Genomic DNA, 12,326 nt, shown 5'->3' with positions numbered 1-12,326 from the left:
GAAATAGTCCGACTACGCCCTGCCTCTTACTCTACTCAGAACCCACGAAGGCTGGCTGTATCTTGCCGTGGTTGTTGATCTGTTCTCACGCAAAATTATCGGCTGGTCCATGCAATCCCGGATGGCAAAGGACATTGTCCTGAACGCACTGCTGATGGCTGTATGGCGGCGTAATCCCCAAAAACAGGTGCTGGTTCATTCGGATCAGGGCAGTCAGTACACAAGCCATGAGTGGCAGTCGTTCCTGAAATCACACGGCCTGGAGGGCAGCATGAGCCGTCGCGGTAACTGCCATGATAATGCGGTTGCAGAAAGCTTTTTCCAATTGTTGAAACGCGAACGGATAAAGAAAAAGATCTACGGAACGCGGGAAGAAGCCCGCAGCGATATTTTTGATTACATCGAAATGTTTTATAACAGTAAGCGTCGGCATGGTTCTAGCGATCAGATTTCACCGACAGAATATGAAAACCAGTATTATCAACGGCTCGGAAGTGTCTAGATTATCCGTGGCGATTCAACTATCATCTTTTAATGAACCAACTTGAGTCAGTAGAAAAGCAAATATTTTCTAAGATTGGTGCTTGGAAAAAGACATCTTTGCTTTGAGTGTCAGTGAAGAAAAACTTTATGAACAAACTTAATCCTCCTGCTTTATGTAATTCTTTTTTTACCAGGGATTTCTAGGAGAATCTTAGTCCATAACCCATCTGTCATAAAATCAATTATCGAGTCTGATATCATGGCTTTATTTGCAATTCTTTGAGCAGTGTAAATTGCCTGACTTTTATCTTCGATAAAGATGCCATGAGGCACTAGACTAACATTATCTTCGGTTTTCCTTGCCCACATGCGGAGGCGGTAATCTATTATGTATTCGTCATACTCTATCCACAGATGAGGTCGAATTATCTGGCCAGTTCCAGCCAACGTTACTTCTCCAACGATGCGCTGGTGCGGTATACAGAATCTATCTAGCAGGCAACTTACAACCATAGTATGACCATCACATTCGAGTGGAAGTACATCATATTTATGTAACAGCTCGCAGACATAAGCAACTTCAGGGGTTATGAACATTTACGGCCTCATATTAGACGGGGAGGGTGCTTAATTGGTCATTAAGCCTAAGTGATGATGGAGCCCAGTAGCCGGAACCGCACATCCACCGTTCACCAGGAAATGAAAAACCCTCTCTGATAAGAAACTCCCTAAGTTCGGTGCTGATGACATTCTCAACCTTTAAGATGTAGTTATTTGTCTCAGCTGCTTCTTTTAATTTCGAGAGTAACTGTCTGAAAAATCCTTTGCCTGGGGTCTTCACTGAAATGGTTGCGACTACCAGTACCGACGAACCGAGGTATGACATTTTTCCCGTCCGGGCACGGATGTATAACTCATCTACTAACTGAAGACCTTGAACCTTCATTGATTTTGAATGAAAGATGCTTTTTTTTGCTTCAACCATTAAGTGAGTGAATGATTGAAGGATCTTATTGATGTCTCTGTCATGACAACTCATATAATCACCAAATTAAATCAGCATAATAAATTGCACAGTGTATAGCGTAACTTTTCAATAAAGTTGATGCTTTGAAATAAAAGCAACAATACATAATCTTTGTGTCTTATTGACTAAGGTTGTTATGTAATTATCAGAGGTTTTTAATCCTTTCTAAAGATGCTAGATATGCTTCATAGTTATCTCCAAATTTTTTCTTTGCCCGTCTTACTCTCATCTTTTCTGCCAGTTCACTCTTATGCTCGGTCTGGTATTTTTTATTGTTTTGGAGTTTTACACCTGCACCGGAACCGGCAGCATAATTTCTGTTTTTATCGCTAATGCACAACTTGCATTTACTTTTAAGGCCAAACTTACCCTTAAGTTCCTTACCGAATTCTTCGAAGGGTTTAACCTGATTGCATCCTTTACAGCGTTTGCACCCAGAGGGGAGATCTTCATTAGCCATGTCTAGTTCCAGTGGTTAAAGGTAATGAACTGCATTTTACTGCAAACAGGCACTTCCAACCATAAAATCGACTACTTAACCATAATTCAACATAAGGTTCATTATGCGCACTTAGATTGTTAGAACCATTTAGTAATGTCACTTTTTATCCAGATAGAAACGTCACCTTAGAGTAAGCTAAACTGAATGCAATTCTAAGGGACTCAACGCATGTTGGTGACCATGTCAGATAAAGAGATCCACCGCCTACCGGTGATACAGGCAGTTTGTGAAAAGCGTCTACGCCGTCGTGATGCAGCATCACAGCTTGGCATTTCAGAACGTCAGGCGCAACGACTTATCAATCGTTACCGAGTTTCTGGTGCTGAAGGACTTGTCAGCCGCAAACGCGGCCAGCCCAGCAACCGCCGGTTGACCGAATCTCTCAAACTACGAGTACTCACGCTGATACGTGAAAACTACAGTGACTTTGGGCCCACACTGGCCGCAGAAAAACTCAGAGAGCGCCATAATATCCGGCTTTCAATCGAGACCGTCCGCAACTGGATGACGTCTGACGGACTCTGGGTCCCGCATGCTCGCCGTAAGTCACGGGTTTATCAACCCCGACATCGGCGTGATTGTCTGGGTGAACTTATCCAGATCGACGGCTCCCACCATGACTGGTTTGAAGGCCGTGCGCCAAAATGCTGCCTGCTGGTCTTTATCGATGATGCCACCGGGCGTCTGATGCATTTGCGGTTCAGCGAGTCAGAAACAGCCTTTGACTACATGCTGGCAACCCGGGAATACATCGAGCAGCATGGGAAGCCGGTATCGCTGTACAGTGACAAACACGCAATATTTCGCGTCAGTGGTCCGGAGAAACGCAATACCACCGTTACCCAGTTCGGACGTGTGCTTTATGACCTGGCAATCGAGCTTATTTGTGCCAACAGCTCTGAAGCTAAAGGCCGCGTGGAACGTGCGAATCAGACACTTCAGGATCGGCTGATCAAAGAAATGCGTCTGGAAGGTATAACCGGCATTGAGGCCGCAAATGCCTGGCTTGCCACTTTCATCGCTGACTTTAACAGCCGGTTTTCACGACCGGCTAAGTTCCCCAAAGATTTGCATCGTCCGGTGCAGGAAAGCCCCGATGAATTAAGAGACATCTTTGCCTGGCATGATGTTCGTACCGTGTCGAAATCACTGACCTTCCAGTACGATAAGATCCTTTATCTCATGGACACCACAGAAGAAAATAGCCGTCTTGCCGGTGAAAAAATTAAAGTACTGGATTATCCCGATGGCACCCTCGCCTTCCTCTATGGGCACCGGAGCCTTAAGTGCCAGGCATTTGATAAGCTGGCCTGTGTCGACCAGGGGCAGATTGTTGATAACAAACGTCTCGGGACTGTACTCCGACTGGCTCAGGTAAAACAGGATGAGCGGGAAAGCGAAGGCAAACGGGAACGAAGCAAAAAATCGCCCAGCCGTAAGGCTCAGGTGCGCATCCAGGAACAGCTCCGGGCTATCAATCCCGTTCTGGCAGACCCGAGCTTGTTTGTGGCAAGTTCAAAGCGATAGAATCGACCATCAGTGCTGCAAAGTACCGGAACAGTGAGTCCCCAAAAGGATACTTGAGATGATTAAATTCCCGACTACAAAGCGCGTTGATTTGTATAAAACTGCTGTCAGCTCTGAGCAATTACATCTAAATAGCTGCGCCTAATACCGCTACACTTTTGCCTGACCATGTTTTCCTCCGGGGAATGGGCTGGCGGTTTCCATAAAATGGCGGACCTTTTTCAGTAACTGCCACATTGAGCGGCACTGATGATTACGGGTTATCGTGTCATGAAGTGCCTGCCATAGCCGTTCCACATGATTCACCCACGGCGAGTAAACCGGCTGGTAAATTACCCTGAACTTGGGATTTGCTTTCAACCAGCGCTGTGTTTCGCGGCTTTTATGGATAATGTAGTTATCAACGATCAGCGTGATTGTTTTCGCCCGCCGGTAAGTGGCTTTCAGGTGCTTTAGCAGAGCGATAAACAGCGCTGAACTTTTGCTGTTGCCGCCCACGTAGCTGACTTTACCCGTGCCACTGTGCAGTGCGCCGGCCAGATAGTATTTTTCGTTCTGCCCCGGCGTCACTACCCGTTTCTGCTGTCCGCGCAACTGCCAGTCCGCACCGATTTTAGGATTAAGGTGGATATCCACTTCATCTTCATAAAATACCGGATGCTCTGCGCTGCATTCATCCAGCGCTTTGTGGATTACCGCCATCTTTTCATCTTTATGTGGGTCACGGATACGCAGAGTTGGCGCGGCCCTGCGCCATACAAGCCCCGCAGATGGCAACCAGCGGCGAACGGTTCCTGCATGTAACTGGCAACCGGTTATCTCATTGATTTTTATTGCCAGTAATTCGGTGCTCCAGCGTGAACGTTGATAACCAAAATCGCCGGGAGAATGCTTTATCAGCTCACGTAACAGGGTGCAGATATGTTCAAAAGGCCAGCGTCGGGAGCGCCCTGCGGGTAAGGATTTCAGGCCTTCAATACCTGAGTGCGTAAACCAGTTAATCCAGCGACCAACGGATGAACGGGCACAACAGAGAGTTCTGGCAACATCGCTGACCCGTTCACCCCGATGAAGCATTAGCATGGCCGTGAGTCTGCGGGCATGATTTTTATCACGCGTTTTATGAATAGCTTTCTGCATCAGGCGTCGTTCGCCACGGGGTATTGGTACTATGATCGGCATCGCTCAGTCCGGTTGGTGATTTTGGTTGGTTTGGCGATTGATCAGATCGCACAATCCGGGCTGAGTTCCCTTTCAGTGATCTACTATTCCGCGCAGCTATTTAGATCTGGTTGCGGCTCAGGAGTTCATGTTCGATGCCTGGGAAAATGATGACCTGGAAGTTGTGCTGAAACTCATCAGAAAAGCTATCAAGAAATCCCCGCTCTGTGCTGACGCATACTCATTCTACTGCGAGATATCTCAAGAACCTCCTGAGTCAAAAATCGGGAAGCTGGAGACTGCTTTGTACGCAGCCAGCATTGCACTTGGCGAGGATTTTCAGGAGTTCGCAGGACGTTTCTGGGGATTTGTCGAAACACGTCCATATATGAGAGCAAAAGCAGCTTTGGCTGAGGCCTTATGGGAGTCTGGTAATTTTTATCCGGCTATGGCTCATAGCCGCGAAATGCTGAAGCTCAACCCGAACGATAACCAGGGGATTCGTCATTTATTAGCGAACTATTACCTTGAGCTTGAAATGGTGGATGATCTGGCCTTGCTACTGGACGATTATCCTGGGGATATGCGTTCGTTTTTTCAGTATACACGCGCCCTACTCGCCTACCGACAGTCATCCCCGGATGCCGATGATATCGCTAAAGCTGCGATTGATTCTAATAGACACATCCCCGGCTTGTTATCGAAGTGCAGATTACAGATCAAGTCTAACAGTGGATATATCACGTTAGGTGGAATGGATGAAGCCATTTATTATGTGAATCATAATATAAAGCCTTGGATTCGCACCTCTGGCGCAATTGATTGGATTGTAAATAATTCATTAAGTAAAATATAAGGATTTAGTTTTAATGTTTAATCTAATTATGGGCGGAGAACCTGACTATTTTGAACATTGGCCCATGTATGAACGGGTTAGTGGGAGTTGTGATTTTCCTATATCACGTATGTTAGAAGGCACCTCTGATGACATCCGGTTGAAGTTAACGCCTTTGAATGATAAAGCATTATCTTATATTGAGAAATTACCTACGCTTTTTATGTCAGAACTTTATTCCCGAGACAATGTTGAATACATTACTTTGCGACTTGGTGTAATTTCAAATCTACGAACAGTTAACAAAAATGTTGAGTTTGATTTCAGAATCACTCACTCACAAGATGATGTCGTAGTGATAAACAAAGAGTTATATCAAACAGCTTTAGAATTAGGTGCATATGGGCTGAAACGGACTCACTGGGGAATAAAAGCACGTGATTTAAATCAAACATTAGCACTTCTAAATATAACGACAAGAAGTACACCACTTCCTCCTACTGAAGCACTTCCTGATGAAGTTGATAACTACCCAATAATAGATAATGTTCAAAGTTTCATGGCGCGTGTTTTAGAACAAGATCATGAAGAAGATGCAGAAATATTTTATCGTGGACATTCTGATGTATCTTACGAGTTGGCTCCATCAGTTTTCAGGAAAAACAAAAAAGGTAACTTCAAGCATTTGCACAGTGAATCAAATTTAGTCCGTGAAGCCCTAACAGCAAGGCCAACTGAGTTTGTTGATGATAAAACAATGCTAGACAAGTTAGTAAGGATGCAACACTACGGACTACCAACTCGTTTGTTGGATATAACATCAAATCCACTAATCGCTCTGTATTTCGCTTGTTGCGACATTAGTAATAATGAAAATACAAATGAGGTTGATGGACATGTTATTATTTTCAAAACAAAAAGGGATCGTATAAAATTCTTTGACTCTGATACAGTAAGTTGCATATCAAATATATCAATGCTAAGTCAAACACTGAAAGATCAGCTGGATTGTAAAATGGACAAGGAGGCTTTCAATAAAACTGAAGCTTGTCAAAAACTTATACATTACATTAAAGATGAAAAACCTTATTTTAAAGATGTAATTATACCATCAGATTTGGAAAGGTTAATTTTCGTTAAAGGAAGAAATAATAATGAAAGGATGTCATCACAGTCAGGTGCATTCTTATTATTTGGGAATAATGCTGTTTATCCCGATTTAGTTTCAAACCCTGATGATGCTATGCAAGAGTTTAAAGTAGAAAAAATAGTGATCAGAAACAAAGCTAGAATACTTAAGGAACTCGCAAGGTTAAACATTACAGATGCGACAGTTTATCAAGGCATGGAAAGGACAATGAAACTAATTGCGGCCAAATTTTCCGCAGGAGATTGATCTTCATGTGGTTTTTTGACACACTAGCCTGTCGCTACTGGCATTGGTCCCTTGTATGCTAAGCATATGAACTCTGGTGTGTGTTGGACAGGAGCAATTAACCAGTCGTATAGTAAAATTTGAATGTAAAAATATAAAACAAGGAGTTGAGAATGAACCCCATTACTTTGAGTGAAATGAGTGATGAAGATGAAGAGGTAAAAATCATTTCTTCATATGAACCTCAAGATGATGAGATTGCGATCGTTTTTGATAGTTCAAAAATTACTGGAGGTAATGCACTGGATTTTTTCCAGTTCACCAAGCAATCACATTCTAATGTTAAAGTGTACGGAGATTCTAATGGTGTTTCGTACCTGCAATTAAACAGTATAACGTTAGCGTTAGGCACTTTCTTTGCCACATCAGTAATGATACCTTTTTTAGTAAATCTTGTTTCAAATTATATTCAGAAAAAAATTGATAACTTTGGAACTAGAGATATAGACGTTAAAGTCTCTATAATTAAAAAAAATAAATCAGGAAAACATGTGAAATACACTGTTTCTGGAAAAGTAGACGATGTTTTAAAAGTAATTAACAAAATCAAATAAAAATCTATATAGATATTATGAATATTCACGAAAAGTTAAAGCGTTGGATGTGTATTACTCAAGAAGATAGTGCTATTCTTGATTATCTTAATGCTGAGTTAAAAAAAGCTCAATCCTTGAGCTTGAATAATGAATCAAACAGATTGTTTTTATACAAAACAATTTTACTAGCCCATTTAAAATATATTCAAGTCATTAATTTACTTACAAGAGGTGATTTTTATGAAGCATGGGTAGAACTTGAAAGGATAGAAATAGATTTAATACATATTAAAGAAAATAATGAGTTTCTGCCTGAGGTTAATTTCTATGGTGTTAACTTCTTAGCGAGAATGGTATGTAATTGGCAGGCGTTATTCCCATATAAAATCTTCGGTAGTTCTCGTGAAATAATAAAAGAAGTGAAATGTTCAGTATGTAATACAACCCGTAGTTTTATTAATGATTGTGGTCATGTTAAAAATAAACTTTATGATGGAGTTCTTTGCTTTGATGAAGTGATCGATTTTGAATTAATTACTTATGACATAGTTAGTAATCCCGTTAACAAATGTAGTGTTTTTTTCTCCAATGATGGTGATCATTATAACTATTCAACTTTAATTAGTGTTGTCAAATACATACAATCCCCACATCAAATTTTCAATATTACGACCTGGAGATTTAAGGCGAAAGAACATGATGGAGTATTATCGCCAGAAAATATTTGTCCATGTGGAGATTCTTTAAAAAAATATGCAGATTGTTGTTTGCCACGTAATGGTATTTATAAAAAACATATAGATATTTGGTTTCCCTTCCCGTTGAATGTAGAACCTATTTAGAACCAGATATTCAATAACTAAAGATCCCGTTGACACAGATATTTCCATATTAAGATGTTTTCGTTATATTTTTATTCCAGTCTTTCATATTTAACTTTTGCTTTATTAATTGGTTGAGTGGGATAACACAGCAGTCACATTAATATGATTACATAGGCTGAAAGTGCCCTTTCTATCTTGCACAAAGAGGTGACATTTTAAACTTGCTTTGACATAGATTGTAATGGCTCAATAGTAATGTCCGCCTGTGGCTCAATTCAGATGTCCGCGCTATGGTAAGCTTCACTGGTCCGTTTAAACTACCGGGAGGCATATCATGAGCGCAGAAAGCTCAGGAGTGTTTACTTTGAAAGAGATCAACCGGATCAAGATTATACAGGACGTCATTGAACGTCGCATCACAACGCGCCGTGCGGCCGAGCACCTCGGTATCAGCGACAGGCAATGCCGCAGACTTCTTGCCCGTTACCGTGAAGGCGGACCGCTTGGTATGGCCAGCAGACGATGTGGCATGCGTGGTAACCGCCAGTTGCCACCCGGGCTCGCAGATCAGGCTCTGGAACTGATCAAGACGCGTTATGCTGATTTCGGTCCGACTCTGGCGCGTGAAAAGCTCGAAGAACTCCACGGACTGTTTCTTGGCAAAGAAACTGTCCGGCGCATCATGGTGCGGGCTGGCTTATGGGTTCCCCGTAAACAACGTGCCGCAAGGATCCCTCAACCACGGTACCGGCGTCCGTGTACTGGTGAGCTGATACAAATAGATGGCTGTGATCACGACTGGTTTGAAGGCCGTGGCCCGGCCTGCACCGCGCTGGTCTATGTTGATGATGCAACCAGCAAACTGATGGAACTGTTGTTTGTTAAATCGGAGTCCACGTTTTCTTACTTCGAAGCCACGCGGCGCTATATCGATAAGCATGGTAAACCGCTGGCACTGTACAGCGATAAAGCCGGTGTTTTTCGTGTTAACAATAAACACGCCACAGGCGGAGACGGGCATACTCAGTTTGGGCGAGCCATGCATGAACTGAACATCCAGACTATCTGTGCAGAAACCAGTCCCGCCAAAGGGCGTGTAGAACGAGCTCACCTCACTTTACAGGATCGTCTGGTCAAAGAGCTGCGGTTACAGGGCATTTGTTCAATGGAGGCTGCAAATGACTTCGCTGAGGCCTATATGGCTGACTATAACCGCCGTTTTGGCAAAGTACCGCGACATGATTTTGACGTACACCGTGCTGTAGAACATGATGAGGACCTGGGGCTTATTTTCACTGTTCGTGAAAAACGTAAAGTCTCAAAATCGTTGACGATACAATATGATAAAATGTTGTACCTGATTGAAGACAGCGAACTGAGTCGCCGTGCAATAGGTAAATATATCGATGTGTATCACTATCCTGATGGCAGAAAAGAGCTGCGCCTGAACGGTACGCTACTTCCCTACTCTACCTACGACCGACTGTCAGAAATCGACCAGGGCGCGATTGTCGATAACAAGCGTCTTGGCCGAACCCTGGAGTTTATCAGTCTGGTGCAGAGCAAGCGGGATAACACGCGCTCTCAGTCAATTCCCGCTGGAGATGGCCCTTCCCGACGACGGCCAAAGCAGGAAGGGAAGAAATCCCAGCGCTCACTGGATAATGATGACATGCTCGAAGCACTCAAACAGCTTCAGTCACGTTCAGAGGACATTTTTGGTAAAAGAGCCCGCTGATGGTACTCACTGGCCGGACAGTGGTTGCTCACCAGTTGATATTGTCCGGCCAGACCCATGATGTATTATTCATTTCGTTCAGCATCTTTATGTCCTGCTTTTCACGGGCATACTTACCCCATAATGAATGAAAAGAACGAACAATACTGATTAACTGCTTTTTTCTTTGCTCCGGAGATAGGCTGATAAAATAGCAGCACCTGCTGTCAATATTATCCTCAATGAAATTAAAATCAGAGTCTGATGCATATTTTACTGTTAGCATAATATCATTCGACGTTGTTCTCTCAGACTCTGTTAATGCTGATTCTATCAGGTATTCAAAGGCATACATGACAGACAGCTGGTTTTTGTCTGTCTGAATATAACCCATTGAGTTTCTGAGTATTGAGGACTGTACCAGGACCAGAGGCCATAAAAGCTCAACACCATAAAGCTTATATGTATCATGTTGATCATACTGATGTTGCTCAACACGACGATTACCTTCCCGTGCTTTACGAATATCATAGGCAAGGGATAACATAAATCCGTCTTTAACTTTAATCAGTGGGCTTTCATCCACGATGTAATGAATGAGTTCATGTAATTCATTCAGGGCTTCTGAATCTCCCCACAGTATAAAACCTGCATTGTTCGGCGTTAACTCGTATCGAAGCATGGGCTCAATCATCCTGTTGTTTCAGTCGGAGGAAAGTCTATCAGTAAAGAGAATGAGAGATCAAAGTGGTCATTTTAATTGAGCTGGATAACGGACATTTCAATTGAGCCTTGACATAGATTGTTAGAACCATTTAGTAATGTCACTTTTTATCCAGATAGAAACGTCACCTTAGAGTAAGCTAAACTGAATGCAATTCTAAGGGGCTCAACGCATGTTGGTGACCATGTCAGATAAAGAGATCCACCGCCTACCGGTGATACAGGCAGTTTGTGAAAAGCGTCTACGCCGTCGTGATGCAGCATCACAGCTTGGCATTTCAGAACGTCAGGCGCAACGACTTATCAATCGTTACCGAGTTTCTGGTGCTGAAGGACTTGTCAGCCGCAAACGCGGCCAGCCCAGCAACCGCCGGTTGACCGAATCTCTCAAACTACGAGTACTCACGCTGATACGTGAAAACTACAGTGACTTTGGGCCCACACTGGCCGCAGAAAAACTCAGAGAGCGCCATAATATCCGGCTTTCAATCGAGACCGTCCGCAACTGGATGACGTCTGACGGACTCTGGGTCCCGCATGCTCGCCGTAAGTCACGGGTTTATCAACCCCGACATCGGCGTGATTGTCTGGGTGAACTTATCCAGATCGACGGCTCCCACCATGACTGGTTTGAAGGCCGTGCGCCAAAATGCTGCCTGCTGGTCTTTATCGATGATGCCACCGGGCGTCTGATGCATTTGCGGTTCAGCGAGTCAGAAACAGCCTTTGACTACATGCTGGCAACCCGGGAATACATCGAGCAGCATGGGAAGCCGGTATCGCTGTACAGTGACAAACACGCAATATTTCGCGTCAGTGGTCCGGAGAAACGCAATACCACCGTTACCCAGTTCGGACGTGTGCTTTATGACCTGGCAATCGAGCTTATTTGTGCCAACAGCTCTGAAGCTAAAGGCCGCGTGGAACGTGCGAATCAGACACTTCAGGATCGGCTGATCAAAGAAATGCGTCTGGAAGGTATAACCGGCATTGAGGCCGCAAATGCCTGGCTTGCCACTTTCATCGCTGACTTTAACAGCCGGTTTTCACGACCGGCTAAGTTCCCCAAAGATTTGCATCGTCCGGTGCAGGAAAGCCCCGATGAATTAAGAGACATCTTTGCCTGGCATGATGTTCGTACCGTGTCGAAATCACTGACCTTCCAGTACGATAAGATCCTTTATCTCATGGACACCACAGAAGAAAATAGCCGTCTTGCCGGTGAAAAAATTAAAGTACTGGATTATCCCGATGGCACCCTCGCCTTCCTCTATGGGCACCGGAGCCTTAAGTGCCAGGCATTTGATAAGCTGGCCTGTGTCGACCAGGGGCAGATTGTTGATAACAAACGTCTCGGGACTGTACTCCGACTGGCTCAGGTAAAACAGGATGAGCGGGAAAGCGAAGGCAAACGGGAACGAAGCAAAAAATCGCCCAGCCGTAAGGCTCAGGTGCGCATCCAGGAACAGCTCCGGGCTATCAATCCCGTTCTGGCAGACCCGAGCTTGTTTGTGGCAAGTTCAAAGCGATAGAATCGACCATCAGTGCTGCAAAGT

12 protein-coding genes and 1 pseudogene are annotated in these 12,326 nt (G+C 44.0%); 8 read left to right on the top strand and 5 right to left on the bottom strand.

Going from position 1 to position 12,326, the window contains the following annotated elements; translation table 11 throughout:
• Positions 1-25: 25 nt before the first annotated feature.
• Positions 26-502: pseudogene (locus HV318_RS23105) on the top strand (IS3 family transposase); the annotation flags it as partial.
• A 152-nt stretch (positions 503-654) separates the two neighbouring features.
• Here HV318_RS23105 and HV318_RS23100 read toward each other — a convergent pair.
• The 3 genes from HV318_RS23100 to HV318_RS23090 form a co-directional block, all read right to left on the bottom strand.
• The gene (locus HV318_RS23100; protein WP_016241518.1) at positions 655-1,080 is read right to left on the bottom strand and encodes a hypothetical protein; all 426 of its coding nucleotides are present in this window, start codon (positions 1,078-1,080) and stop codon (positions 655-657) included.
• Positions 1,081-1,093: 13 nt separating this feature from the next.
• The gene (locus HV318_RS24305; protein ID WP_032155219.1) at positions 1,094-1,522 is read right to left on the bottom strand and encodes a hypothetical protein; all 429 of its coding nucleotides are present in this window, start codon (positions 1,520-1,522) and stop codon (positions 1,094-1,096) included.
• A 133-nt stretch (positions 1,523-1,655) separates the two neighbouring features.
• Positions 1,656-1,970, bottom strand: a complete 315-nt coding sequence (locus tag HV318_RS23090) for a hypothetical protein (protein WP_009652923.1) — start codon at positions 1,968-1,970, stop codon at positions 1,656-1,658.
• A 222-nt stretch (positions 1,971-2,192) separates the two neighbouring features.
• Here HV318_RS23090 and HV318_RS23085 point away from each other — a divergent pair, with 222 nt between their 5' ends.
• The gene (locus HV318_RS23085) at positions 2,193-3,539 is read left to right on the top strand and encodes an ISNCY-like element ISLad2 family transposase (RefSeq protein ID WP_076611902.1); all 1,347 of its coding nucleotides are present in this window, start codon (positions 2,193-2,195) and stop codon (positions 3,537-3,539) included.
• Positions 3,540-3,689: 150 nt separating this feature from the next.
• On the opposite strand, the gene HV318_RS23080 is transcribed toward HV318_RS23085, so the two are convergent.
• Positions 3,690-4,721 carry an IS630-like element ISEc33 family transposase gene (locus tag HV318_RS23080; protein ID WP_001395480.1) on the bottom strand — a complete coding sequence of 344 codons (1,032 nt, stop codon included), beginning with the start codon at positions 4,719-4,721 and terminating at the stop codon, positions 3,690-3,692.
• Between the two features lie 127 nt (positions 4,722-4,848).
• Here HV318_RS23080 and HV318_RS23075 point away from each other — a divergent pair, with 127 nt between their 5' ends.
• From HV318_RS23075 to HV318_RS23055, 5 genes are all read left to right on the top strand, one after another.
• Positions 4,849-5,556 (top strand): hypothetical protein, encoded by a 708-nt coding sequence (locus HV318_RS23075; protein ID WP_242462381.1) that lies wholly within the window; start codon positions 4,849-4,851, stop codon positions 5,554-5,556.
• Positions 5,557-5,569: 13 nt separating this feature from the next.
• On the top strand, positions 5,570-6,931 hold the full coding sequence (locus HV318_RS23070; RefSeq protein ID WP_000482601.1) for an FRG domain-containing protein: 1,362 nt from the start codon (positions 5,570-5,572) through the stop codon (positions 6,929-6,931).
• A 152-nt stretch (positions 6,932-7,083) separates the two neighbouring features.
• A complete protein-coding gene (locus HV318_RS23065; RefSeq protein ID WP_016239970.1) occupies positions 7,084-7,524 on the top strand; it encodes a hypothetical protein in 441 nt (146 codons plus the stop codon).
• Between the two features lie 17 nt (positions 7,525-7,541).
• Positions 7,542-8,348: a SecC motif-containing protein gene (locus HV318_RS23060; RefSeq protein ID WP_182274663.1), complete on the top strand. Its 807-nt coding sequence runs from the start codon at positions 7,542-7,544 to the stop codon at positions 8,346-8,348.
• A gap of 316 nt (positions 8,349-8,664) precedes the next feature.
• Positions 8,665-10,068, top strand: coding sequence for an ISNCY-like element ISKpn21 family transposase (locus tag HV318_RS23055; RefSeq protein WP_001567368.1), 1,404 nt, complete (start codon positions 8,665-8,667; stop codon positions 10,066-10,068).
• A 28-nt stretch (positions 10,069-10,096) separates the two neighbouring features.
• On the opposite strand, the gene HV318_RS23050 is transcribed toward HV318_RS23055, so the two are convergent.
• Positions 10,097-10,729, bottom strand: a complete 633-nt coding sequence (locus HV318_RS23050; protein WP_001567369.1) for a DUF6904 family protein — start codon at positions 10,727-10,729, stop codon at positions 10,097-10,099.
• Positions 10,730-10,955: 226 nt separating this feature from the next.
• Here HV318_RS23050 and HV318_RS23045 point away from each other — a divergent pair, with 226 nt between their 5' ends.
• Positions 10,956-12,302, top strand: coding sequence for an ISNCY-like element ISLad2 family transposase (locus tag HV318_RS23045; protein ID WP_076611902.1), 1,347 nt, complete (start codon positions 10,956-10,958; stop codon positions 12,300-12,302).
• The last annotated feature ends 24 nt before the right edge of the window (positions 12,303-12,326 follow it).

The organism is Enterobacter sp. RHBSTW-00901 (genome assembly GCF_014103115.1).
Lineage (GTDB): Bacteria > Pseudomonadota > Gammaproteobacteria > Enterobacterales > Enterobacteriaceae > Enterobacter > Enterobacter cloacae_P.
This window is presented reverse-complemented; position numbering and strand designations above follow the sequence as displayed.

What these genes read in the sequence shown, in the direction of transcription:
- HV318_RS23075 (WP_242462381.1), top strand. Translation starts at nt 4,849, where the DNA reads ATGTTCGATGCCTGGGAAAATGATGACCTGGAAGTTGTGCTGAAACTC.
- HV318_RS23090 (WP_009652923.1), bottom strand. Translation starts at nt 1,970, where the DNA reads ATGGCTAATGAAGATCTCCCCTCTGGGTGCAAACGCTGTAAAGGATGC.
- HV318_RS23085 (WP_076611902.1), top strand. Translation starts at nt 2,193, where the DNA reads ATGTCAGATAAAGAGATCCACCGCCTACCGGTGATACAGGCAGTTTGT.
- HV318_RS23100 (WP_016241518.1), bottom strand. Translation starts at nt 1,080, where the DNA reads ATGTTCATAACCCCTGAAGTTGCTTATGTCTGCGAGCTGTTACATAAA.
- HV318_RS23050 (WP_001567369.1), bottom strand. Translation starts at nt 10,729, where the DNA reads ATGCTTCGATACGAGTTAACGCCGAACAATGCAGGTTTTATACTGTGG.
- HV318_RS23080 (WP_001395480.1), bottom strand. Translation starts at nt 4,721, where the DNA reads ATGCCGATCATAGTACCAATACCCCGTGGCGAACGACGCCTGATGCAG.
- HV318_RS23070 (WP_000482601.1), top strand. Translation starts at nt 5,570, where the DNA reads ATGTTTAATCTAATTATGGGCGGAGAACCTGACTATTTTGAACATTGG.
- HV318_RS23055 (WP_001567368.1), top strand. Translation starts at nt 8,665, where the DNA reads ATGAGCGCAGAAAGCTCAGGAGTGTTTACTTTGAAAGAGATCAACCGG.
- HV318_RS24305 (WP_032155219.1), bottom strand. Translation starts at nt 1,522, where the DNA reads ATGAGTTGTCATGACAGAGACATCAATAAGATCCTTCAATCATTCACT.
- HV318_RS23045 (WP_076611902.1), top strand. Translation starts at nt 10,956, where the DNA reads ATGTCAGATAAAGAGATCCACCGCCTACCGGTGATACAGGCAGTTTGT.
- HV318_RS23065 (WP_016239970.1), top strand. Translation starts at nt 7,084, where the DNA reads ATGAACCCCATTACTTTGAGTGAAATGAGTGATGAAGATGAAGAGGTA.
- HV318_RS23060 (WP_182274663.1), top strand. Translation starts at nt 7,542, where the DNA reads ATGAATATTCACGAAAAGTTAAAGCGTTGGATGTGTATTACTCAAGAA.